Raw genomic sequence first — 26,398 nt, 5'->3', positions numbered from 1 at the left:
GTGAATTTGGCCGTATAGTCAGTGCTTTATGATTTACAGCTTGGCAAATCGTAAAGTGTGGTAATCAGTACTGCCAAATAGGTACTGAGTTGTTGTTAGACGCTTAAAGTAGTGACTTACATCCAACTCCTCAGTAACCCCTATACCGCCATGTAACTGTATCGCCTCTTGACCGATAAACCGCGCAGCTTTACCAATACGGCTTTTTGCAGCGGATATCGCCTTAGGCGCAACTCCGTTATTGCTATCAAGCTGTAGCGCAGCCATCAACAATATTGAGCGCGCTTGCTCATACTCAGTAAACATATCCACCATGCGGTGCTGTAGTGCCTGGAACTTGCCAATAGGAACACCAAACTGCTCCCGCGTCTTAGTGTACTCAACTGTCTTCTTATAGATCCTTTCCATAGCTCCAACAGCTTCTGCACACAATGCCAACGTCGCTCTATCAACAGCCTTTTCTATAGCTCCTAAAGCCGCCCCCTCTTCCCCTATCAGATTAGCTATGGGTACTTTCACGTTATTGAATTTAATTTCGGCGGCACGGTGTGCATCCACAGTGGCATATCCATGCCGCTGAAGCCCTTCTGTATTAGGATCGACAAGTAGTAAGGTGATCCCCTCACGATCTCGCTGTGCTCCGCTCGTCCGCACAGCAACTAAGAATTTATCTGCTACGTCACCATTTAGAACGACAGCTTTATGTCCATTCAGGAGGTAATTGTCTCCATCCTTTACCGCAGTCATGGCTATATCAGTAAGGTTATAGCGACTCTGTGACTCAGTAAAAGCAAATGCCAATTGCAATTGGCCTTCCATTAACATTCCCAGGAGTTCTCGCTTTTGCACCTCACTAGCGCAGTCAGCGATAAGACCACCACTGAGAACAACACTGGCTAGGAAAGGCTCAACCACTAAACCTCGACCGAACTCCTCCATAACCACTATAAAGTCTACGGCGGAGCCTCCTAGGCCTCCATCATCCTTTCCAAACGGCACCATTAACCAGCCGAGTTCCGCAAATAGCTTCCAATTTTCCTTACTGAAGCCAATATCGTTACTCACTATTTTACAACGACGGTCAAAGTCATAATCCTGCTGGATAAACTTGCTCACACTGCTTTGCAGCATCTGCTGCTCTTCGCTGTAGGAAAAATCCATCGCTCAAGTCCTCTTTAGATGCTGCACTTACAGGCCAAGTACCCATTTACTGATAATATTTTTCTGAATCTCATTACTTCCGCCATAAATTGAGGATTTACGGTTATTTAAGTAACGAGGCACACTGCTGGCAATAACACCGGGGCCCACCCATTCTCCGTCAAACCCGCTCCTAAACTGCTCTCTCACAAACGGCATTCCGTAGTAACCCGCAGTCTCCATATACAGTTCATCGATAAGTTGAGCGACTTCGGTTCCTTTGATTTTAAGGATGGAAGATTCCGCTCCTGGGGCACCACCTGTACTTACCGCCGCAAGCGTACGTAGTTCAGTAAACTCCAGAGCCAAGAGCTCAATTTCAACTTCGGCCAGTTTTTGGGCAAAAGCCGGGTTCTCAAGCAGACTACTTTCTCCATCGCAGGTCTCTTTGGCTAAATCCTTTAGCGTTTGTAAGCGTTTCTTGGATTTTGCCACCCGCGCAATACCGGTGCGTTCGTGGGTTAGCAAAACCTTGGCGTAAGTCCACCCTTGCCCCTCCTCGCCAATACGGTTTTCTACCGGTACCCTCACATTATTGAAATGGACTTCATTTACTTCATGGTGACCACCCAAGGTCATAATTGGCAAAACCGTAATACCGGGGTGTTTCATATCAATTAGCAAGAAGCTGATAGCAGCCTGGTTCTTTACTTGAGGCCCACCAGTACGAACCAAACAAAATATCCAGTCTGCAAAGTGACCCAAGGTATTCCAGGTCTTGGTGCCGTTGACAATATACTCACCGCCATCACGGACAGCTGTTGTTTTTAAGGAAGCTAAATCTGAGCCAGCATTTGGTTCCGAATACCCCTGACACCACCAGACATTACTTGCCAGGATGTCAGGCAGAAATCGTTGCTTTTGTTCTTCACTACCGTAGGTAAAGATCACTGGAGCAACCATTTTTAAGCCGAAAGGAATCAACTCTGGTACACCATAGTTAGCACATTCGTCTGCCCAAATGTGTTTCTGAGTAGGTGTCCAACCGGTACCTCCATATTCAACCGGCCAATTCGTAGCTGCCCACCCTTGCTCATAGAGTATTTTTTGCCAGCGAACAAAATCCTCTTTCTCCAGGGGGATTTCCTTCAGGGTTTTCTCTCTAATATCTTCAGGAAGTTTCTCTTGGAGAAACTGCTGGACCTCCTGCTGAAAAGCTAACTCTTCGGGAGAAAAATCTATATTCATTCGCCTGCTCCTTTATTAGTCGGCGCATTGAACAGCAGCTCCTACAAACTGCTTCTATCACAATCTTGCGCAGCAAAAACACGCAATCTTTTGAAAGATCCCCGGTACAGGCGGAACTAGTGTTTAACAGATTCACCTCGACAAGTTACTTAATTGCCTTTGAATCGATCCCAACGATTTAAATTATTGGCGTAAAATGCCTTTATCGAAATAAAAAACCGAGCATTTCTAGCGCCAATCAACTCCAGATAGGCACACAAATCAACCGTTCGAAAAATAAAACAGGAAAAAACTCAACAACATGGCGCCTCTTTATTTTTAATAAGTTTTTATGCGCCATTTTCCATTAAAAAATGCATTGGGCACTTCTTAATATGTAAAACACTAACACCTTATTCCGCAGAGTGGAATGCTGTATTCACTTTTGCTATGGTCGTCACCATAATAACCAAAGTGAGAGAAGCCCCCATGTCGATCACGCCCATTCAATCCTCCGATACAATGTTGCAGTCACTTGCTGAAATTCAGGAGTATGAAAAAGTCCCCCTTTCGCAGCGATACCCCTGGGAAAGCACTTTTGATTTAATCCGGCAATCTGCCCGCCTCTACCAACATGACTCGGCCATCGAATTCCTGCCAACGGCCGCACCTGACGAAGACACGGTTAAAGTAACTTTCTCCGAGTTATCCCAGCGAGTGCACCAGACTGCCAATCTTCTTCACTCCATCGGTGTTGAGCCAACCGATACAGTGACTTTATTACTACCCAATTTGCCAGAAACTCATTTTGCACTTTGGGGAGGCCAGGCAGCAGGTATTACCAGCCCTATTAATCCGTTGCTGGAACCCGAACATATAATCGAAATTATGAATACCACCAGGGCTAAAGTCCTGGTCACTCTTGGCCAAGATCTTAGCGAGGAAATATGGGATAAAGTAACGCAAATTCTCGAGCAAGTTCCCACATTAAAAACTCTGTTACTAATCAGTAAAAAGCCAATTAGCAATACTCCAGTTCCAGCGGGTATTCACGCAGATAATTTTGTCTCGGCTATATCCCAACAGCCGGACGATCATCTAAAGAGTGAACGTAATATCCAGGGGAATAAAACCGCTAGTTATTTCCACACCGGGGGCACTACTGGAAGACCTAAAATAGCCCGCTTAACTCACAGCAATATTGCCTTCGTCGCTCAATTAAGTGCTGATACGTCATCCAGTAAAGGGCGCTTCGCTACCCTGAGCGGACTTCCACTGTTTCATATTTTCGGTACCGTTGTTGCGGGTATTGGCACCCTATTGGCCGGACGCACAATTGTTATCATGACACCCTCTGGTTTTCGCTCACCCAATGTCCTACCAAATTGGTGGCATCATGTTGCGCGTTTTCAGGTGAAGGGCTTTGCCGCCGTCCCCACCATCCTCGGTGTATTACTGCAAATTCCCGTGGGTGACAATGACATCAGCTGTCTAACAGATATTGGCTGTGGAGCCTCCACCCTGCCAACGGGGTTGAAGAATGCCTTTGAGGAGAAGTTCAACGTCCTTGTCAGCAATGGCTATGGCATGACGGAGTCCAGCTGCCTTTTAGCTCGCCCACCTACCGATATGCAAGCCCCTGAAGGCAGCGTCGGCCGGCGATTGCCTTATATGGAAATGAAAATTGCCGAAGTAGACGGTACCCGACTGGTTAGAACCTGCAATACAGGAGAGGTGGGCATAGTACTCGCGCGCGGGCCACATATTTTTTCTGGCTACTTATCAGAAGAGGATAATGCTAAAGCCTGGGTCGATAAGTCCTGGTTTAATACCGGCGATATGGGATATCTCGATGGAGATGGTAACCTGTTCTTAACTGGGCGGGCCAAGGATTTAATTATTCGCGGCGGCCACAATATAGATCCGGCTCTGATCGAAGAACCATTATCCCGTCACCCTGCCGTTGCTATTGCCGTTGCAGTTGGTCAACCAGATGCTTATGCCGGAGAAGTTCCAGTAGCTTACGTTACCCTGTTTCCATCCACTAACCCGCCCACAGAAGAACAACTCATTGACTATTGCCGCAGCCAAATTTCTGAGCGTGCAGCCATTCCTAAGCGCGTGGAAATTATTGATGAGATTCCACTCACTGCTGTAGCCAAAGTATTCAAACCAGCTCTGCGCAATCGCGCTACCGAATATGTCGTAGGCCAGGCATTAGAGGAAAAAAGTATTACCGCTAAGTTTTCCGCCCACTTCGATGCATCCCTTGGCCAGGTAGCAAAAGTTCAACTTGAACAAGCCTCCAGCAAAGCCGCTGTAGAGGAAGCCCTGGAAAATTTACCCGTGGCTTTGGAGTTTGAATAAAAGAAATTACCGCATGACTCAATGCACTTAGAACTCCAATATCGGAAATTTCACTATGTCACATGCCTATATTTATGACGGCGGCCGCAGTGTTTTTGGCCGCCACGGGGGCAGCCTTTCCAGTATCCGGCCCGACAACCTGCTTGCCCATGTCATCAGGACCCTGACTGAAAGAAACAATTTTAACCCTCAACATTTTGAGGACGTTATTGCGGGCAATACTAATCAGGCGGGAGAAGACAGTCGCAACATTGCCCGATTTTCAGGCCTGCTAGCAGGATTGCCCATATCCACAGGCGGCATAACGGTAAATCGCCTTTGTGGTTCCGGCTTGTCCGCTATAGCAGATGCCGCTCGCTGCATTCGCGCCGCAGAAGGAGAGCTATTTATCGCGGGAGGTGTCGAATCAATGAGTCGCGCCCCCCTGGTTCTCTCCAAAGCCAACAGTGCTTTTGATCGCAATCAGGTATTGGCAGATACGACCCTAGGCCCCCGCTTCACCAACCCAGACATTGTTGCTGAGTATGGAAGCCACAGCATGCCTCAGACCGCAGACAATATTGCATCAGACCTGAATATTTGCCGGGAAGAGTGCGATACATTTGCATTGGCATCACAAACTAAATACGAGTCGGCACGTACCGATGGCTTTTTTGTCGATGAAATTATTCCCATCGAAGTACCCCAAGGTCGCAAGAAGCCAGCCCTTCTTATCGATACGGATGAACATCCCCGCCCCAATGCATCATTGGAGCGACTTCAAGCCCTACCCGCGCTTTTCGAAGATGGAGTGGTTACTGCCGGCAACGCTTCCGGCATCAACGATGGCGCGGCGGCACTCATTATTGGTAGCGCCGAAGCTGGCCAAGCAGCAGATCTAAAGCCTAGGGCACGTATTCTCGCCAGTGCCATTGCAGGAGTAGAGCCGCAGGTAATGGGGTTGGGCCCGGTACCGGCTACCCGTAAAGCCCTCGCCCGTGCGGACTTGGAGCTTGGGGATATGGATGTAATGGAGTTCAACGAAGCTTTTGCGGTACAGGCTATGGGCTGCCTCAAAATGCTCGAAATTGATTATGCGGACCCACGGGTAAATCCCAATGGTGGTGCCATCGCCGTTGGTCACCCCCTGGGGGCCAGTGGTGCCCGTATTTTGCTGACAGCATTGCGCCAGCTGGAACGTACGGGTGGGCGCTATGCATTAGCCACCATGTGTATCGGGATCGGCCAGGGCATCGCTGTAATCATAGAACGCATATAAACCTGATTAGATGTAAATAAAACCGAGACCGAACAGTTGTCACTTAAGATCTGGAGATAGCTATGTCTAGTGTAAGTTATGAACTCATTGGCGATATCGGTGTAATTCGATTGAACAACCCTCCTGTGAACGCCCTCTCTCACGGCTTGCGTGAAGGCATTTGGGGAGCGATTAAGAACGCTCAAGGCGATACATCAAAAGCCCTGCTGCTAGTGTGTGAAGGCCGAACTTTTATCGCTGGTGCGGACATTACGGAATTTGGCAAGCCACCACAGGCACCCGCCCTATCAGAAGTGATTGCGGAAATAGAAAACTCCTGTAAACCAGTAATCGCCGCCATTCACGGCACGGCACTCGGCGGTGGATTCGAAGTGGCTCTAGCCTGCCATTACCGCTGTGCAATAGCATCGGCCAAAGTGGGGCTGCCAGAAGTCAAACTGGGATTACTGCCAGGAGCCGGTGGCACCCAGCGCACCCCACGCTTGGCTGGTGTTGCCGCTGCACTGGAATTAATCACAAAAGGGAGTCCAATACCGGCCTCTAAAGCCAAAAGTATGAAGTTAATAGACCGGGTTATCGATGATGACTTGTTAGAGGGAGCCCTCGCCTTTACCCGTGAATTGATAGCAAATGAAGCTCCTCTCCGCCGAGTCAGAGACATCGTAATAGATCCTGACAGCATTCCTGAGGGGTTATTTGATGATTTCCGCAAGCGCCTTGAAAAGAGATCACGAGGTCAGCTTGCACCGCAACATATTGTTACCTGTATAGAGGCCGCAGTTCACCAGCCTTTTGATAAAGGGCTTGCTAAAGAGCTCGACTTGTTTATCGAATGCCTGCTCTCCAGCCAATCGGCCGCCCTCAAGCATTTATTTTTTGCCGAGCGCACTGCAACCAAAGTCACGGGCTTACCAAAAGACCTACCCACCAGGGAGATAAAGAGCGTGGGCATTATCGGTGGAGGCACTATGGGCGGAGGCATCGCCATGAATTTTGCCAATGTCGGTATTCCAGTCAAACTGGTAGAAATCGATCAAACTGCGATAAATCGAGGGCTAGCAGTGATCGACAAGAATTACACCATCAGCATGCAGAAAGGGAAACTCACAGAAGGTCAAAAAACTCATTGTCTCTCGTTGATTTCCGGCACAACTGACTACGCAGACCTAGCTGATGTAGACCTGGTCATTGAGGCCGTATTTGAAAATATGGAGCTCAAACAGGAAATTTTTGCCAAATTGGATCACTCCTGCAAACCCGGTACTATCCTTGCAACCAACACTTCCTACCAAGATATTGATCAAATCGCATCTGCAACCAACAGGCCGCAAGATGTTATAGGGATGCATTTTTTCAGCCCTGCCAATGTAATGAAACTACTCGAAGTGGTTCGCGGCTCGCAAAGTGCTGACGATGTAATTGCCACTGCCATGCAACTCGCTAAAACGATCAAGAAAGTACCCGTACTAGCGGGAAACTGTTACGGCTTTATTGGCAATCGTATGTTGCGCCCCTATGGCAGAGAGTCGCAGCTGTGTTTAATCGAGGGCTCAACCCCGGAGCAGATTGATTCGATTATGCAGTCTTGGGGGATGGCTATGGGCCCTATCGCCGTTGGAGATCTAGCGGGGCTGGATATCGGCTACAAGGCGCGCCAGGGCCTGAGCGAATCAGAAAGAGGAGAGCCAAAAACCTACTGTATTGCAGATGCCCTGGTTGAAATGGGCCGCCTGGGCCAGAAAAGTGGAGCCGGCTACTATCGCTACGATCCCGAAACTCGCGCTCGCAGCAGCGACCCGGAAGTACTGAAAGTCATTGAAGCCCAAGCTAAAAGCCAAGGGGTTGTAAGGCGGGAAATTTCCGACGAGGAGATTCTAAACCGCCTAACTTTCGCGCTGATTAATGAAGGAGCCAAAATCCTGGAGGAAGGCATAGCCCAACGTCCGAGTGATATAGACGTTGTATATGTTTACGGTTATGGCTTTCCGCCCCATCGTGGAGGACCTATGCACTATGCCGACAGTATCGGCTTGAAGGAAATCTACGAAAAAATATGTACTTTCCGCCAGCAGCATGGAGATACCTACTGGACTCCAGCCCCTTTACTGGAACGGCTAGCCCAAGAGGGAAAAACATTTGCGCAATGGGCTGATGGCAAAATCTAAGCTTGTAAACTATAGGGGAAGTCAGTATGACTACTGGCTTCCCACTTTACCCGCTGCAGCCAAATAAAGAAGTTGTGTCACCATGAGTAGGCCTGATGCCTTAGTCGAAGTACAATCCCCACCAAGTCAGCCACTCCGCACGGATATCCAAAACTGGAAGGGCATTGGTTTTGCATTGGCTACCGCGCTGGTAGCAAGTACAGCGGCCGCAGCCAGCAAATGGGTGTCTACCGCTGTCCCCGTGCCATTAATTACGCTCAGCCAATACAGTATCTGCCTGATACTGCTAACCCCATGGCTAGTGCGACAAACACCTCGACACCTTACCACCCAACACTGGAGAACCCACCTAATACGCGGTTTTGCTGGGTGGTTATGCTTTTTCACATATTTTTCTGCCCTAAGCAAAATTTCACTATTGGAAGCGGGACTATTGCGTAATGCAGCTCCCATTTTTGTTCCCCTTATTGCCTGGCTTTGGTCTCGAGCAAAAATCCCCATAGCCCACTGGCTACCAATCTTACTGGGCTTACTGGGGATCACCTTGATTCTTCAACCCAACGTGGACGGTATTAGTAGCGGCCATGCCTTCGGCCTGATTTCAGGGCTTACCCTGGCTGCCTCTATGGTCGGAACACGAATTTTGTCCCGTACAGACCGGCCCAGCCTAATATTGTTTTACTACGTATTAATCTCGTTCGCGTGCAGCCTGCCCCTGGGTATCTATTATTGGGAACCAATACCTTTATGGACAATCCCCTATCTTATTTTCAACGGTGTCTCTGTACTCTTGGCTATCTGGCTGTACACCAAAGCATATAGCTATGCAAAACCCAGCGTGGTGTCGCCAATCAGTTACTTTGGTGTGGTTATTGCCGGACTTCTAGGTTGGCTCATTTGGCAGCACTTACCTAACACTATTGCACTGGTGGGGACGCTGATAGTTATCAGTGCAGGATTGTTCACAGTCTACCTATCAACTCAGAAAAAAAATTGTAGCGACCCATCATAAACGTACTTTCTAAGGTGAAATTGGATGAATTGGCAGAATAAGAAACAACCCCCGTTCAATGACCATCTAGGTGTAACCATAGATAATTGGCAGGAAGGCCATGTTGCAATCAGCGTGGAAGTACAACCGGAACACCTGAATACCCACGGTGTGCCCCACGGTGGTTTTATTACAACATTAATCGATATCGCTGGCTCTTACTGCGGCCTCTACTGCCCCCACCCCAACCGCCGTCGTAGAGCCTTTACACTTTCTTTAACAGCAAATTTCACCGGTCAGGCAAAAACTAATCAACTCACTGCGATAGGTAAGCTAACGAGTACTGGACGAAAGATATTCTATTCATATACAGAGGTATATGACAGTGAAGGAACTTTAATCGCTACCGGCCAAATGACTATGCGCTATCGTGGTGGCAGTGAAACATTGGATGGTGAACTGATTGAAAAGGAATCTTACGAAGCTGCTGAATAGATATTCTAAGTATCTATCCACTTTACCATAAAGTATCTCCAGACTCTCACCGCGATGCGGCACTAGGTTGCAATGATCAGCGGCTCAATTAGCTTCACCGAAACTACTAGAAATGACATAAACGAAATAGGTCTTAAAATTAGAAGAGGGTCTTCCTTAGAGAAAGTAAACATCCATTGAAATTTCTCTTATTCTAACTTAACATTCAATACATATATGCTTACTGTGAAACTGGCATAAATTCTCATTTAATGTTGCAGCCTATAAATCCACATCAGATTAATATTGATTTCTATATGCATTTAAATACGAGCCAAAATTTTCATACTATCTTAGATCCCTCACCAAGCTAAGAAAAGATATCATATACTATTGATCCATGCGGAGAACTATAAAACCAACAACTCTCCAGCTGCAAAAAATGAAATGCCAAAGAAATACATCAAAAAATATAACATACCCATTTAAATTAGCTTGTTTTTCGCATGAGCCACCAGATGGACAAATCACCCTTCTACTGTGTTTAACCATGATAAACTAGTGCCATCGTTATTTCAGTATGGTTATATTTGAATTTTTAGGGCGCATTTATAGGCAGTCGGGGCCGGAGCGAAAGCCATACCATTCAAGGGCTAACAATGATTATTCACGAATAGTACGTGCCCCCCTTTGGGATGAGGCAGGTGAGCTAATTATGACTCCAATTATTATAATAGAAGCTATTCTGTTACTAACACCCCATAAAGCACGCTCTGCAAGGGCATTTTTGTTAACCGGTACAGATCTCGACCGTCGCGAGTAATTAGCTTGACTCAAGTCGGCCTATTTAATGTTACGCGCAGATCATTGATAAACATATAGAATACATCAGATATAAATCTCAGCTGATCGATTTAAATCTTATTTCCTTTATTCACGCCCATAAGTTCCAGCAGAACATTTTTTGGACTGACTCGCAAGCAAACTGACAAATGATGAATGTTACAAAAACAACCCTGCCATGCATATCATCTGACATTACAGTATTCAACTTAATCTTCAGTTTTTCGTAAAATTTCATTAGGATGAATATCATCTGAATCAACAATAACTTTTCCTTCCTCCAACTTTTTACTAATTTTTGGCAATAAAGATTTTTATGTTGGACGACCTCCAAGATACGTGATATTAGAAAGGAAAGTATTAAGCAACTCTGTGATTGAACGCTCTTAACCCTCTACGTTAATTCTAGAACTCATACTGGCATGGAAACAATTAACGATTTTAATACAAAACTACTTCAAGCGTATGCCAAGGATCGGCTTGAAACCAGGTTTTGAGCTGAAATATGGGAGATGGTTACCGGTCGTTACTAAATGAGCCGGTTTTGAAAGATTGGTGATACTATTATATTATTTGAAGTTGGCTGTGGATTGTCTGACTTAGGGCTTGCCTTATAGCGTAAACGTTGCATTTGGGCCTGAGGGTTAACTACTACCTATTTGGCGAGAAAAAACTAACTACTTACCAATATGACTTTATTTCTCTCTACCCTTGAAAACATTAACCGGGAATTGCTTTATATTCTAACTCCTTATAGATGAGAATATTCTTCTAATGCATGAATACAGAAAAGAAATTGACGGATTAAGATTCTTGGCTGTTGCTCCCGTAATTATCTTTCACTATCATCCGGCCACACTGCCTCTGGGTTACTTGGGGGTAGATCTTTTTTTTGTGATCTCTGGATATTTGATCACCGGGCTGATAATGAAAGATACCGATAAAGGGAGTTTCAATTTAGCTCACTTTTACATCCGACGAATTAGGAGAATTTTACCGGCTGTATTGGTCGTATTCCTTTTTGTGTTAATTTCTGGTCTGATTTTTTTCATCTCTTCAGATTTAATCAGATTATCTACAAGCCTGCTAACAAGCTTATTTTTTGTTTCCAATATATACTTTTGGCGCTCAGGTGGTTATTTTGGTGCTAGTGATGAACTGAAGCCTTTATTACATTCTTGGTCCTTGAGTATCGAAGAGCAATTTTATCTTGTTTTCCCTTGCACGCTATTACTGCTAACCAAATTATCCAAAAATAAGAATTTTTATATAATCTTAGCTTGCTTAGTTATATTGGCATCCATCAGCCTAAATATATTCATTCTTTCTATCGGGGGTGAAAATCCTGCTTTTTTTCTTACACCCACACGAATCTGGCAGCTTGCAATTGGCGTCCTGGTTGCTCTATTAGCTTATAGAAACCCACAGCAAAATAAAAACATAAATATTCTGCTATCTTACCTGGGGTTTGGGATGATCATAGTCGCGTATTCATATCCCGAAAACTCGATTATTCCAGCTATTTTGATAACGACAGGGGCAGGACTAATGTTGTATCAACCCATTGGTTCGCAAAGTTTGTTATATTGTATCTTAACTTTATCAGCAATTCGTTTTATAGGCCTTATTTCATATTCCATGTATTTGTGGCACTGGCCAGTTATCTCTATCATTAAATATGTTTATGTTGATCCACCTAGTAATTATGTATTGATATTAGGATTCTTATTTACATGCCTTGCTTCAGCTTTGACTTGGAAATTTATTGAAATTCCTTTTCGCCACAAATATCCTGATAAACTTTCCATACTATTGATTGCCCTGTTATATATCTTGATCGTCGCATCGACCGCACTAATTTTTAGCTTTAATGGATTTCCTAAGCGTCACCCTCCATTAGCAAATAATTTTTCGGAATCAATAAGCTCTAACTTTCGTTGTGGGGTTAGAGAATACTTACCTTTTGGTGCCTCTAGAGCTTGCTTAGTCGCAGGTGATAATAAGCAACCCTATTCAACAGTACTTTTGGGTAATTCTCATGCACAAATGTATGGGCCAGCTTTTGTTAATGCATTAAACAGTATTGATGAGAAAGGTCTAATTGTCCCTTTAAATAGCTGCTTGCCAACACTTAGAGTCAATCTCAGTCAAGATTGTTTGAGAAAAGCAAAAAAGAACTATGAAGCTATTGTTTCTACTAAGGAAATACAGAAGGTAATTATCGCACAAACTTGGCATTCTAATAGATATATTAGCTCTGAAGGTAGCCTTGTCAGTAGAAGAGCCAGGGAAGCTTTGGCTGAGGCTACAATTAGCTTTGTCAATCGATTGGAGAAGGCTGGTAAGATAGTCTATGTATTAGGGCCGATTCAAATACCTGGCTATAATTTTCCATCTATTCAAAGCCGAAAGTTGGCTATGGGGATCTATAATCCAAAGCATTTCTTTGTAGGAATTGAAAAATTTAATGAAGATTATCTTGACGTTGTTAACTACCTACATAGTAGATTGGGTGACCAACTGATGTTACCTCACCAGATTCTATGCCCAGAAAATACCTGCCTATTTTCTAATGGTGAGGTTTCATACTTTAGCGATAGTCACCATTTGAGTCCTGCAGGTGCATTACTTATGACTCCGTTATTTGATACGATAGTCAAGGGAACTTAAGTTAACTGTTAGGTTAGATTAAGTCGAGTATATAGTTTATTCAGGATATAAATAATGAGCATAAAATATAAACAAGGAACTAAAGCTGACTGTCATCGTGTAGCAGAACTCGATTACATAACATCCGACGGTGTTGTTGAGTATCTTTTACTCGATTTTATTCCCGACCAATCGCCCTTCGTTTCGGATAATATGTGCCGTTAGTCCGGGAGGGTTCTTCTGATCGCGCCGGCACCTCTCCCGGCCAAGATATGATCTGAGGGAGTTGTAATGATATTGTGGAGGAACAGCTTGGATGAAATCCCAGGGGCCTCGCGTAGCTTAAACGAGAAACAATATATAAAGTAAGGCAATCCTTAGGAATAACTCGTGAGCCTTGAAGGCTAAGCCAGATCAGATATAGTTTAAACCGTATTTCCGGACACCCATCAAAGAAGTATATTTAAATGTCAAATTCATTGACATAATGTAGGGACTTCCACAAAGTACTGGATACAAAAACAGCCACCTCACCTAATTCCATGACCCTATCTCGATGCTCACAGATATCTCTTGATGCAATACCCTACTATCCCTGCGTCTCTCGCTGTTTACATAGGGCATTTCTTTGCCGAAAAGATGTTCAGCTTGGGAAAAACTATGAGTATCGACGTCACTGGATTGAGGTCGGAATGTAAAAACTGCCATTTTCGCCCTTGATATTGCAGCCTATGTAGTAATGAGTAATCATATACCATATCGTACTCTATATTGACTCAAATACAGCCAAAGCTTGGTCCGATACTAAAGTCATTCATCTCTGGCAGCGAGTTTTTTAGTACATCAATACTGGCTCAACGCTGTATTCAAGGTCACCCCCTTAATCACAGTGAAATGGAAAAGCTCAACGAGCTTATCTCTCTAACGAACCTATTGCTCGCCAGGCCAATGCAGAATACAAGTGTACAGGCCGCTTTTCCGAGGCGTGCTTTAAATCCCAAGCTTCGACGGATGAGAGAGCCCTTGCCACCTACATGACCTATGTCGATCTCAATCCTATCCGAGCCAAAATGGCCAAACCCCGAAAGATTCCAGTCACACTTCCATTCAACAGCGTATTCATGTTGCGACCACAGGTGAGCAGCCCAAAGACCTACTGCCATTTGAAGGAGGCGAACATGCGTAAGGGGTTACCCTTTCAATTGGAGCACTACCTGGAACTAGCGGGCTGAAGCGGTCGATATTTAGATCCCAGAAAGCGCGGCTCCATTTCTGAGAACGCTCCCCCATGCTCGAACGCTTGGGTATACCACTAAAACACTGATTGTATCTCAGTCGTAATTTTGTATACCACTATAATCGCCTGGTTGGATCAGCAGAGACCGTACGACAAGCTTGCATCAAGATCGGGAAACACAGGGTACAAAGTATCAGCAATTTCCAACGCTACCTTTCTGCAACACCCTGCTAATTCTAACTCTCTCCAACCGCCTTCATTCCTTTCAGATTTTGCCTAAAACCTTAATTTTCAAATCCGTGGCATAATACTTGGTCTTTCATTACGCGTTAGTGCCAATTTATGAAAACCAGTCGCCAAGGGGGGTACCTGCGCCTCAGCTGGCCCCCTACCTTTATCTATGGGTGTCCACAAGACCAATTCATGCACAAGATCAACTTCAAGCCCGCTTAGAAAAGGAATTTGTTATGAAAAGTAGATATCTAATGCTGCTGTTTCCTTTTGTGCACGTTATTATAATTAAGGCAAAATCAAGAATCTCCATGCTCTTTAAGATCTCCCAATCGTCCTTTAAAATTTTTTTTTGCTTTGAAGTACTCCTCGCAATCGATTCGGTATTCTAAAGCGATCAACTTCATCGCAGAAATAGCGGATTTATGTGCGTAAGAAACCATTTGTATCGGATATACGCCTTTGGGGGAATTCAATAACTTTGGATACGTCACATCCATCAGCTGAGCCATTTCGCACACTCTGCGAGGTGTTAGCATATCTGATTGAATGTTGTATTTAACAGCAACAGATGCAAAAGAAATCCAACCAACTAGTAAATTAGTGTATAACTGTGCCTCTCTATTTGGTTCTATACCCTTTTCAAGAAGATCGTACATAAAAGCGAGATTGGTTTCATGTGAGGCAATCAAATCTCGAACCTCTTTATCTTCCGCAAAAACTGGCCCAGTTAAAACTAATATTGCCATTAAAAATAAAGAATATTTCATAAGTTAATTGCCTTTATACGCCACAACATAGGAACCACCAGAACTCTCTATTGCCATCACTACTTGTATTGCTGCAGTCATCAAAGTAGCTCCATCCTTAATCGTACCCTATGACTTTACAGAACTTACTACTACAGTATTGGCTCCCGCATCAAGGATGCGCATTTTGTACTACACCCGTCGGGATACCACCAAACTTAGAAGAAATTTTGTCATTAATTCTATCTTTTACTGAGATTGATTCCATATAATAAAATTCATTAAAATTATCTATAGCATTAACAGGTTTTTCAGGAGTCCATTGATCCATGGTCCCACGAGAGTATAACTCCCAAAGCTGATGCTCTACAGCGCAATTTGCCTTAACACCAACCTTGAGATGATCAAGCTCATCCTCGCACGAAGAGCCTGCCGAGCACCTAGAAGCACTTGAATGTAATCCTACCCAGCAGATTTCTCTCACGGTGATAAGGATATCGAATAACAGAAAAATGGCTTTACCATAGATTTAAGCGTCTATTTGTTTAACCCGAAAACTCCTATCTATGGATATCCTGAATAATTGGTGAGATATACCTCACACCCTAGCAGCCTCTAACTTTTACGATACTTAACCATACGATCTAAACTCCAACCAAGAAGAGAAGATTTTTCTTGCGCCAACAATGGCAGATCAGCCTCAATAAAACGCTTATGCAATATTTGCACTCCCAAGATATGATTGAGCATCGCATCCAATTGAACCTTTTTTGACCGATGCAGGGTCGGTAACTTATACTCTTCAATTAAAGTATCTATTTCCGAGTATCGCAGTAATCCAGCTAAATTAACCTCCTTTGGGCTGAGAAATTTCTCAATAACTCGTTGCACCCAAGTCCAAGCTCCGGTAACTGTCTCTACCGGAGGAGCCATGAATGCAAATTTTTGCTTTTTATATAGAACATCCGGAAGGACTCCCTTCATCGCTTCGCGAAGGGCATACTTTTCTGTAGTTCCGCTAATCCTGACCGATGGTGGGATTTGTATAGCAAACGCAGCCAGGTGATGATCGAGAAAGGCCGGACGGGTTTCAATGGAGTGTGCCATATCCACTCGATCACTTACCCAGCCCAATATCTGGGTCTCAAACATAGTTTTTATCCAAAGATACTGAGCAACATCCAGCGGATGTCTACCTTCAAGTTGTGATAAATCTAGCGTATCAACAATTGCCTTCCCGGCATCATAACCAGATATTTCTTTGCGCCACTCTTTGTTAAGCAATTTTTCTGCTTGATGATGACAGCTTAACCAGGATTGCAAGCATGTAGGGGTGAATCCTAAAGTCCGTTCCATTCCCTCTGATCGATAACTATCAATTGGCAGCATAGCTCCCTTAAATAAGCTATTGCTCCTTTCTAGATGTTGCTGCCAGGTTCTTCGTTTATTCAACTCAGCTTCAGATGTGCCATACAAGTAAAAATCTTTTTTAAATGCAGGATACCCAGAAAATAGCTCATCTGCCCCCTCCCCAGTAATTGCAACCTTGTAGCCATTAGACTTAACAGCTTTACTGAGCAAAAATTTAGCTACTGATAATGTATTGTAAAATGTCCTTTCGGTATGCCAGATGGTTTCTGAATAATTTTCATATATTTCTTCATCAGTTACCTTTACTATGAATTGGCTGACACCAATCTCACTCGCGGCTTCCTTTGCGATATGAGACTCATCGTAATCCGGATTTTCAAACGCTATCGTAAAGGCGGTGAGATCCTGCTGAGAAAGCGACTGCCCTACCCCAAGCAAGCTACCCGAATCAACACCACCTGAAAGATAATAGGTTACTGGGACATCAGCTTGAAGCCTCAAACACACGGAGTCTATAATTTGTTCCCGCAAACCCTCAATATAATACTCATCAGACTTGTCACGAGCATACTCATCTGAAACCAAAAAATCGATGTCCCAATATTTATGTTGAGTAACAGCCAGTTCAGTGTTGTCTCGCTTAACTTTTGTAATGCACCCAGGTTCAACCTGGAAAACCCCTTCAAAAGCGGTTGTTCCAGGAATCGATACCTGAATGAGCTGGTGATACACTCCATGCGCTGTCAGTCTTCTTTGGACATCAGGGTGGGCAAACAAACTTTTAATTTCAGAACCAAATACTAAACCTTTTTTGATTCTAGCCCAATAAAGTGGCTTCACTCCAAACCGATCTCTAACCAAGTAGAGGCAATCCTCCATTTGATCGTAAACGGCAAATGCAAATTCTCCTCGAAGATGTTTAATAGCCCGAACAAGACCTAACTCCGCAATAAGATGCAAAATAATTTCGGAATCACTTTTACTTAAAAAATAAACTCCAGAGGCCCTCAATCTGGCTCTTATTCGCTGATAATCATAGATTTCACCATTATGAGCCAAATAGTAACGACCATCTTCTGACACATAAGGCTGAGAAGCGCGCTCATCACTCAGGTCATTGATCGATAAGCGCACATGACTCATCCCAAATCCCAGACCTGGAGGATTTGTAAAACCTACACCATCCGGGCCACGGTGGAACTGGATAGCAGCCATATTTAGAAGGAGTTGACCATCGACAGGCATTGTACGCGCACTATGAAGAATCCCAGCTATTCCGCACATAGACGATACCTTTTATTGGGGCCATTTCGAGACTGGAGAGGCTAGATAATGTCTACGACCTCACTAGGGCGGCCACAAATAGCCATTGCCAAGGCCATTCTGACGTACACACCACCTTTTGCCTGTATAAAATACCAATTATGGGGCGTATCATCCAGATTACTATCAAGCTCCCCCATTCGGGGTAAAGGATGCAGCACAATAGCTTGTTTTTTCAAAGGAGAATTATTATCTATAAAATATCCAGACCCAAAATCTCTATGACCCGCTGTTTTTAGGGATATAGCATTCATATAGACCACATCGAGCCGGGGAAGAATATCTCCAATCTTATCCGTTAACCTTATTTTTAAACCTTTTTCCTGAAGCATTGATAATTGCGCTTGCCTAAACGGTTCTTGTTCTTCCTCATCACAAAGCACAAAAACCCCTGAGAAAAACTCAGGAAAACAGCTCATGAGTATCAAGAGGCTTCTCGCCGCTCGCATTCGAGCTGGCGCTCCAATTAAGCCAATGGAGAGTTTTCGACTTTTTCCTGACAGAATGGAAGGGTTCCACTTAAGAAGTGCATATAGATCGATAAGGGATTGCGTGGGGTGCTCATCTATCCCGTTACCAGCATTGATGATTGGTATACTTAAATTATTAGACATAATTTTCACTGAATCTTCAGAAGAATCCCTCAAAACTACACAATCACCATAATTACTTACCATCTCTGCAACATCTCTTAAGCTCTCTCCGACACCAATACGTGTTGTCCCTTTATCTGTAATTGAAACAGTACTCCCTCCAAGTCGCAGCCAGGCGCTTTCAAAAGATAGCCTCGTCCTGGTGCTCGACTCAAAGAATGCGCTGATTAAGATTTTATTATTTAAATGACATGAGAATTTTCTGTTATCCAGCTCACAACGAGCGGCAAGTCTGAGTAACTGCAATATTCCATCTCTATTAAGCTGACTGCTCGATATAAGACTTTTACCAGTCAGGGACTCTAAGTATCTACCCTGCTCCGGGATAGCCTCTACCAGAGTTTTTGCCATCAAATTTGTATCTTTGTCGAACGGAGCGCTAGTCATCATAACCAAAGCCTAAATCAAATTTGAGGGGACAATTATCGCTTGAATAATCTGCGTGCAGATAAAGCACTTACAATACGGTTACTTAAATTCATACATCTAGTACCACCATCAAACTAAGAATCTTCAACCAATTTTATTGAACCTTGTTCCAATACGGTGTTCTTTCTAGCATTTCCTGCTGAATATCTTCTGGAAGAAGTTGAAATGGTGGAATTCCCTGCTGTATCTGCCATCCACCTCCGAGCGATAGATACACCTGCACCAGGTTCGCTGCCACGGCACCTCGCGCTATCGCCAAAATATCCTGCTGCTGAACATCTGATATCAGCGTAGTTATCACAGTATCAAATTCCACTTGACCATTAGTATATTGAGACAGGGAAATATCGACAGATCGCTGGGAGGCCTGGGCAGCCACCTCATAGTGAACTAATTGCCTTTGAGATTTTATATAAGCGACAATAGCGTTCTCCACATCAGCTTGCGCTAACAGAACTATTTGCTGATAGTCAGACACCAACTGCTGGAAAATCGCATCCTGTAGCCTGACATTGCTCCGAAGTCTTCCGTAGTTAAAGAGATTCCAGTCAAATTCAATAAAAAGGTCCCAGGCACTACTGCTGCCATTAAGTTGACCGCCATTGATATCGATAGCCCCTATCTCCCCACCAATACTAAAATTTGGATAGAGTTCCGCCCTCGCAACACCTATTAACTCACCTTGAGCTGCCAGCCGTCGCTCTGCTGCACGGATATCGGGTCGCTGCCTTAGTAAATCCTGAGGCATACCAACAGTAACGACTTTAGGAATCATAGGTATGGATGAGGGAAAAGAGACGATGTACCTCAAACTATTAGGAGGTATTCCCAGAAGGACTGCCAGGGCATTTTCAAACTGCTGTAAGCTTATCTCCAGTCCCGGCACACTGGCTTCTGTGTTACTGAGCAAAGCCTGCGCTTGCTCCGCATCCAGTGCACTGACCTCTCCTGCACGAAATTTGACTCTCGCGATCCTTAAACCCTCACGTTGTACGCGAATGTTTTCCCTGGCAACTTCTAGCCTGCGTTTCGTTGTGCGAATATTGATATAGGTTTGCGCCACCTGGGCAATAATAGAAACCAGCACACCATCATAGTCAGCTATGCTGGCTTCAAAATCTGCTGCGGCCGAATTAACCAGCCTTCTTAACTGCCCCCAGGTATCTAATTCCCAGGTTAAATTAAAGTTCGGGTAATATTCAGTCTGCAGATTGCCAGTGATCCCCGATCGAACATACTTTGAACGATCAATAAGTCCCTCAAGCTGCTGTGTTTGGGGATACTGGTTACCTATTGCAATAGCTAGCTGTTGCTGGGCCTGGAGAGCCCTGAGAGCCGCAGAACGCAGCTCCAGGTTATTCTCAATCGCAAGTGAGACTAATTCGTCCAGCGTCACATCTGAAAATGCCCACTGCCACCACAATGGGTTAACGGCTTCCAAGGTATCCAGTTTTGAGCTGGTTTGATAGATCCACTCACTTTCGACCTCTACCGGTGGGGGATGGTAATCTGGCCCCAGCATACAACTACTGCCGAAGATGAGCAGCAATGCCAACAGACACCCCTGTAGGCTCCGTATTAACCCTTTCCTGAAACTATTGGGATTGCACCGGTTCATCTTGCTCGGTGCCCGCAGAATTGCTCATTACTAGCACTGAGCTGGTAAATCCAACACGAAGCTTCACAGATTCGGGGACTTCTGTCAGATGAATCCTGACGGGAATACGCTGTGCAAGGCGAATCCAGTCAAATGTGGGATCTACCATTGGCAATAAGTCATTACCTGCAGTTCCATCTTTGCGAGCAATACCCCAGCCAATACTTTCAACATATCCTTCCAATTCTAGATGAGGATAAGCCATCAACTTCATAAATGCCTTATCCCCCGGAGCGATCCGACGAACAAAAGTTTCGCGAAAAAAACCATCAATACGAAAAGTGCTTATATCAACTACAGAAAGTGCAGGTTGGTTGGCGACGGCCTGATCACCGTAACGAAAATCTATATTGGTGACATAACCAGTAACCGGAGCAACAACTGTTGTGTATTCGAGATTTAGCCGCGCCTGCTCCAGCAGCGCAAAAGCCGCACGAACGCCCGGGTTATCGGCTCCAAGCGCTCCCAATTGTGCTCTAACCTGCTCCAGCTCCGCTTGGGATTGCTCCAAAGCAGCCATAGATTCCACCAAGCTGGCTTCTGCACCCGCTCGATACTCAATTGTGGATTCATACTCAGCCTGAGCCGCTTGCAATGCCCTTACTGATGTCGCTCTCTGGGGTAGCAGCTCTCTCTGCCGATCATATTCAGCTTTGGTTCTTGCAATTTCCGCATCAAGCGCGCCGATATTACTTTTTGCCAGATCAATATTTGCTATTGACTCCCTAATCCTGGCCTCATAAGCGAGAATATTCTTGTTTTGCGCTCGGTATGTATCGAGAGCTTCCTCGTACTCTGCCTTGGCCTCTTCCAAGGCTGCTTCATATATTCTCGGATCAATCTGAAACAGTAGTTCCCCTGCTTTAATAAACTGATTATTCTTAATAGGCAACTCAACTACCTGTCCAGTTACCCTGGGAGTCACTTGAATAATGTCCGCCTGCACTTTTCCATCCCTGGTCCAGGGATTATTGAGATATCTCCAGAACTGGATAATAAGTAACAGCAGTGCTACAAGCACTATTGTTCCAGTAAAAATATATTTTCTATACCTAGCCACTACTATATTCCCAAGAATATCCTTCCTATAAAAATTGAATAAATTACACTGAGGGAGATAATAACAACCGGTGGATTGGCAAAATATCGGGATAAACGATACCGATCCAAAAGCCTAGCGGTTAACAAGGCCGCAACAACACCAAACAAAGCTATCACCAATATTGGTGATAGATAGAAACTGCCTATTGATATATCGTGCGGTACTCTTTCCATTTAAAACCCTACAGACATTAAAGACACCTTTCCTCACAGAAAGCCTTCCAATCCACAGATTCTGAAACGCGACGAAACTCTGCCAGATAGTTATTGATGCAGTGGGTAACACCCAAGAAATAAAGAAAATTTGTTACACCCTCTCTGGATTTTTCACTACATTCCCTTAGCTCCATCAACTCACCGACATCAATATTTGCCCTTTCAAATATCCTCCTATAACCTCTTCGCAGGGATTCAATATCAACCTTTTGGTTGCCACCAGAAAAATAAATCAGTATTTTGCTAGCAAGCCGCCTCCATATAAATGCCTCGCGAAGTAATCTTTTAGGAGCCACAAAATTGATTTTCTTCTTATCTATCTTATATAACAGCTTAACCTGGTTGGATATCAACATAGCCAAACCTATAAGGCTTTTCATCTGGCTTCTGGTCATACCCCGCATTTTTTTATCAGAAATACCCTCCACCCAATAGAGCACTCTCTTCCTTGAGATCATAATAATATTCAGGTGGTACAATATATATAACCTGAAAAACAATGATTTTCTCTTCTTTTTCGGAATATCGCCCTCCACCACCAGCCATGCGGCACTATTGAGAATCCTATCAATACTTCTCTTCAGGTTTATTTCTGGATGGGCAGTGAAGGGGATATTTCTTGAAACGGCCAAGATACAAAAAATTATTGCCAACACAAATAGATAATTTGTGTAAACCACAAAACTATACTCTTGAGAGTTGTTAAAATTAAAAATAATCTGGGGAAAGATAAGAACCAGGGTTCGAATCATCGACTGGGGTCCAAAGACCTTATTTGAGGAAAAGCTTACTACAAACGTCCATACAAAAATCACGACAGCCAACGAATAAAATCCGTGCAATTTCGGCATTAGAAAGAAATATATAGGTGCCGATAATATGCACACTAAAATCGTAAAAACACAGGTTTCAAACAATTGAATTTTGGGGGTCATTGAGGCGAGAATACCTATTACTGTTATCAGTAATATAACCAGCAATCCACCAATCATGTCAGGGATAAAAAGATATGCCAGATAAGCGATCCACATTCCCATCTGAACACGGATAATATTAGTCAACCTGTCTGGATCGGGCATCAAAGCTCCAAGCCACCCTATACCATCACTACTTACCTGTCTCGAATAGGAGTCACCCCGGGTTTGTATATCATTTACTGAATCAATCAAAGATCGGGTTTCTACCTCCAAGTCATTTAAGGATTTTCTAGTAACGGCTAAAGCAGCGGTTTCAAAGGTTGACAACCTCTTTACTTCTTCAATATTTCCTCGAACCACTCTCCCATTGGCACTATCTACAGGCATTTCCTCTGAAAGGGCGGTTTCCACTTGCGCGAGACGCCCCTCAATGTCGGGCATGTATTCGTCGACACCAATAAGGAATTTCGATATACCCAGATCACCAGAGAGGGCTAAGCTTTCTTCCAACTTCAAGAGGGATTGCGTGACGGCTGTCGCAGATTGACCAAAGTGACCCCACTGCTTTCGACATTCCCACACCTCATAACTATCTGAGCTCGCATCGCCAATGGCTGTTTGTAAGCGCGTATCAAGCTCTAAAAGAGCAACACGCTTTTTACGCCTAATCTTTATTTTTTCGCCACTTCTAACCCGGGAAAAACAATTGTCCGCAAATCGACGATGTTCTCTCAATAAATCCAAAGATGCTCTTCTTAACTCACCACGACTACAGTTAGGCCAGATCAAAACGGCTACCAATCCGTAGACAATTATTCCGAGCAAGGACTCCTGAATACGTAATACCCCAGCCTTGTAGGAGATAGAAAAGTCACCACCGGTCACATCCCACAATAAAAAGATGACATAACCACTTGTAAGCCAAAAGTACTGGTAGTTCGATCTCTGTAAAAAATAAACACAGATAGACACCCAAATAGATAGGGCAATCATAAACAACCAGCGATCTTGTGGAAATAACGCGACGATTATCCAGCCAGCCAGCAAGGCAAATAGCGTCCCTAAAATCCACAAAATGGCTCGATTAAGAGACTGCCCCAAATTCGCCTGACTGCAGACAATAACAGCAAATCCAGCCCAAAAAGGCTTCTCCCAATTCAGGCCCAAGGCAATGGCATAAACGATCACTAAAGCTGTTGCTAGCTTAATAGACTCTTTAACATTACGAGACAACTGCAAAGCTTTCTCCGACCATTTCTACATACTATTGCTTCACCATTTTGATCTTTGGCACAGCAATATGTATCTACCCTAAATACAAGCTGGATAACCAAAAGGGAGTATGGCATATAAAAAGGTAGAGAAATCTAAGACCTGGGGGCTTAGCAAAAACGGCCCAAGGCCTAACAATCCGCCCACTGGTATGAAATACAAATTCTGCCAGCTTATAAAAATAAACGCCTAAAACACCAAAAGGATTAGGCATGCCTTCCTAACCTCTCTTCTCACAATCCTGAAGCCCAAGCCATCCCCCATCTTCGCCCAGCACCTTTAAATACACTAATTATAAATCCTTAAGGCAAGAAGGGAACGCGGTATCAGCGGTATTACCGGACCAAATATTAGTGCCAGAGCTACAATCTAAGGCTTCATTATCATCTAAAAGATCATCTAAGCCGCTTCCTGTTACCGTATTCCCACTGATTACATTGTCCTGATTAGGAAAATCGTATGGGCCACCAATAAAAATTCCATAACTTGCACTACCCAGCACTGAATTGCTGGCAATAACGCAAAACGATGCACCCACCGACATTCCATTAATTGGTTGCTCCGCTAGCACGATCCCCAAATCATTATCCTGCAGATTATTGTTTGAGATGTTGGAAAAGAAACCACTTGCAATTATTCCATACACAAGAAAACCTGAGATGCTGTTACCCACCACTACATTTCTCACACCGAAAACATCAATTCCAGCCGCCTCAGCGTTATTACTATTTGACAGCGTATTCTGGCGAATAAGATTGCTATCACTTTCTACATTAATAGCAATATCATCTGAATCCTCTACAGTTACCCCTACAACCGCATGAAAACCATCCCCACGTAATGACACCCCAATTCCACAGCCTCTCAGTTCCCCACCAGTTAGCCGAGCATAAGATCCAGCCATAAGTATACCAGCGCCACTACCGGTACACTCCACCGAACCATCACCTACCATGGTTAACTTACCATCGGGACCTTCAATAGTAAGAGCAGGATCTTCACTACAGGAAAGGGCCTCACTTAATTCTTGAGCATCAGTAATCGTATCACCACATTGAACATCTGCTGTGGCTAGAGAAGAAAAAGCCGAAATCGATATTATCAATCCCGCCAGATATCGTTTATTCGGAGAATTAAACATAGCTGGAGCCCCGTCGTGAAGTTGAAATTAAGCTTCAGTGTCGGACTCCCAAAGGTAGCCTGCCATAAGAATATATTCTCATTCTAACTTAAACAATAAAGATACACCTTATGACTAAGTTTTATAAAGCCAGCGCCAATGTATCGACAATCGCCCTTCTATAAAAACTTAAGCACTACCCCAGCCTATCAATTGACATGCAACCAAAGAGCATTCCCAGATTAAGAACTTAATTAATCACAATTTGTTTTTTAGGAAACCGTATAACACCGTCACTTTCCCATCGATAATTATCTTCCACTTCCAGATTCTTAAGCTGAACCCCTTCAGGATTATTAACCCCTTTAATAAATCTTCCCGAATAATCCCAAAACCCCAAATGACATGGGTCTAATAGGCCATGCAGCGGTATATCAATCGAAAATCCTGAAGAATCCTTAAGGAGACACGCTGAATGAACACCCAGCGGATAATAAACAAAAAAGTCTGGTATAGCTCCTTCACTATAGTAGGGGCCATTTGTCAATTTATTATTAGCAACAAGTTCCTTCAAATATTCTTCTGTAGGCCGATAAACTGCTAAAGGCCTACCCTCATATTCATAGATTTTCATCTTGCCTTTAGGGATTGAATAATCACTAACAGTCAAAGGCCTATCCGTTACAGCAGATGGTTTCAAGCTTTCAACAAAGGGGTATAAAGAAAATAGTAAGCCGACACAAACCACCCCCCAGACACACCGAACAAGAATTTTCCTTTTGCTCATCACAATTCCCTAAGATGCACTACCTAATTTTGCCTCAGCCACCCACTTCAATAATGAATATTAAAGATGGCAAGTTGCGCAAACCGAAGCCCCATAATACAACTTAAGAGTCAGAGGCTCCCCCACAAAATTAGCTGCGACAATCTGGATTAGCGCAGGGTAATAGAGCTAAAACCGATTAATAGCTGATGCAGATACCCCAAAATAAAAAAGGCCCCATT

The 26,398-nt window shown here is 44.0% G+C and carries 18 protein-coding genes; 6 read left to right on the top strand and 12 right to left on the bottom strand.

The window, feature by feature from the left end:
• Positions 1-33: 33 nt before the first annotated feature.
• Positions 34-1,161: an acyl-CoA dehydrogenase family protein gene (locus ACJJIS_RS08820; protein WP_444913234.1), complete on the bottom strand. Its 1,128-nt coding sequence runs from the start codon at positions 1,159-1,161 to the stop codon at positions 34-36.
• Positions 1,162-1,188: 27 nt separating this feature from the next.
• Positions 1,189-2,388, bottom strand: coding sequence for an acyl-CoA dehydrogenase family protein (locus tag ACJJIS_RS08815; RefSeq protein WP_475710036.1), 1,200 nt, complete (start codon positions 2,386-2,388; stop codon positions 1,189-1,191).
• 468 nt (positions 2,389-2,856) lie between these two features.
• On the opposite strand from ACJJIS_RS08815, the gene ACJJIS_RS08810 reads away from it, so the two are divergent.
• The 6 genes from ACJJIS_RS08810 to ACJJIS_RS08785 all read left to right on the top strand — a co-directional run bounded on the left by ACJJIS_RS08810 (position 2,857) and on the right by ACJJIS_RS08785 (position 13,135).
• Positions 2,857-4,734 carry an acyl-CoA synthetase gene (locus tag ACJJIS_RS08810; RefSeq protein ID WP_475710035.1) on the top strand — a complete coding sequence of 626 codons (1,878 nt, stop codon included), beginning with the start codon at positions 2,857-2,859 and terminating at the stop codon, positions 4,732-4,734.
• Between the two features lie 55 nt (positions 4,735-4,789).
• Positions 4,790-5,992, top strand: a complete 1,203-nt coding sequence (locus ACJJIS_RS08805) for a 3-oxoadipyl-CoA thiolase (protein ID WP_475710034.1) — start codon at positions 4,790-4,792, stop codon at positions 5,990-5,992.
• A gap of 62 nt (positions 5,993-6,054) precedes the next feature.
• Entirely contained in the window at positions 6,055-8,157 is a 2,103-nt protein-coding gene (locus ACJJIS_RS08800) for a 3-hydroxyacyl-CoA dehydrogenase NAD-binding domain-containing protein (RefSeq protein ID WP_475710033.1), read from the top strand.
• Positions 8,158-8,239: 82 nt separating this feature from the next.
• Positions 8,240-9,169, top strand: a complete 930-nt coding sequence (locus ACJJIS_RS08795) for a DMT family transporter (RefSeq protein ID WP_475710032.1) — start codon at positions 8,240-8,242, stop codon at positions 9,167-9,169.
• Positions 9,170-9,193: 24 nt separating this feature from the next.
• Positions 9,194-9,643 (top strand): PaaI family thioesterase, encoded by a 450-nt coding sequence (locus ACJJIS_RS08790; protein WP_475710031.1) that lies wholly within the window; start codon positions 9,194-9,196, stop codon positions 9,641-9,643.
• 1,596 nt (positions 9,644-11,239) lie between these two features.
• Positions 11,240-13,135 (top strand): acyltransferase family protein, encoded by a 1,896-nt coding sequence (locus ACJJIS_RS08785; protein WP_444933401.1) that lies wholly within the window; start codon positions 11,240-11,242, stop codon positions 13,133-13,135.
• Positions 13,136-14,881: 1,746 nt separating this feature from the next.
• On the opposite strand, the gene ACJJIS_RS08780 is transcribed toward ACJJIS_RS08785, so the two are convergent.
• From ACJJIS_RS08780 to ACJJIS_RS08735, 10 genes are all read right to left on the bottom strand, one after another.
• Positions 14,882-15,352 carry a hypothetical protein gene (locus tag ACJJIS_RS08780; RefSeq protein WP_444933402.1) on the bottom strand — a complete coding sequence of 157 codons (471 nt, stop codon included), beginning with the start codon at positions 15,350-15,352 and terminating at the stop codon, positions 14,882-14,884.
• Between the two features lie 151 nt (positions 15,353-15,503).
• Positions 15,504-15,662: a hypothetical protein gene (locus ACJJIS_RS08775; RefSeq protein WP_475710030.1), complete on the bottom strand. Its 159-nt coding sequence runs from the start codon at positions 15,660-15,662 to the stop codon at positions 15,504-15,506.
• Between the two features lie 284 nt (positions 15,663-15,946).
• Entirely contained in the window at positions 15,947-17,986 is a 2,040-nt protein-coding gene (gene asnB, locus ACJJIS_RS08770; RefSeq protein WP_475710029.1) for an asparagine synthase (glutamine-hydrolyzing), read from the bottom strand.
• 41 nt (positions 17,987-18,027) lie between these two features.
• Positions 18,028-19,068 carry an aspartate/ornithine carbamoyltransferase family protein gene (locus tag ACJJIS_RS08765; protein ID WP_475710028.1) on the bottom strand — a complete coding sequence of 347 codons (1,041 nt, stop codon included), beginning with the start codon at positions 19,066-19,068 and terminating at the stop codon, positions 18,028-18,030.
• Between the two features lie 133 nt (positions 19,069-19,201).
• Positions 19,202-20,662, bottom strand: a complete 1,461-nt coding sequence (locus ACJJIS_RS08760) for an efflux transporter outer membrane subunit (RefSeq protein ID WP_444933406.1) — start codon at positions 20,660-20,662, stop codon at positions 19,202-19,204.
• 40 nt (positions 20,663-20,702) lie between these two features.
• On the bottom strand, positions 20,703-21,824 hold the full coding sequence (locus ACJJIS_RS08755; RefSeq protein WP_475710027.1) for an HlyD family secretion protein: 1,122 nt from the start codon (positions 21,822-21,824) through the stop codon (positions 20,703-20,705).
• Positions 21,825-21,826: 2 nt separating this feature from the next.
• Positions 21,827-22,039 carry a DUF1656 domain-containing protein gene (locus ACJJIS_RS08750; protein ID WP_353057030.1) on the bottom strand — a complete coding sequence of 71 codons (213 nt, stop codon included), beginning with the start codon at positions 22,037-22,039 and terminating at the stop codon, positions 21,827-21,829.
• A gap of 17 nt (positions 22,040-22,056) precedes the next feature.
• Positions 22,057-24,237 (bottom strand): FUSC family protein, encoded by a 2,181-nt coding sequence (locus ACJJIS_RS08745; protein WP_475710026.1) that lies wholly within the window; start codon positions 24,235-24,237, stop codon positions 22,057-22,059.
• Positions 24,238-24,562: 325 nt separating this feature from the next.
• On the bottom strand, positions 24,563-25,411 hold the full coding sequence (locus ACJJIS_RS08740; protein ID WP_444933409.1) for a right-handed parallel beta-helix repeat-containing protein: 849 nt from the start codon (positions 25,409-25,411) through the stop codon (positions 24,563-24,565).
• Positions 25,412-25,640: 229 nt separating this feature from the next.
• Positions 25,641-26,177, bottom strand: coding sequence for a Rieske (2Fe-2S) protein (locus ACJJIS_RS08735; protein WP_475710025.1), 537 nt, complete (start codon positions 26,175-26,177; stop codon positions 25,641-25,643).
• Positions 26,178-26,398: the final 221 nt, after the last annotated feature.

It is taken from the genome of Microbulbifer maximicatervae (SeqCode) (assembly GCF_056231245.1).
The sequence above is the reverse complement of the archived record's forward strand: the minus strand, read 5'-3'. Positions and strand labels throughout refer to the sequence as shown.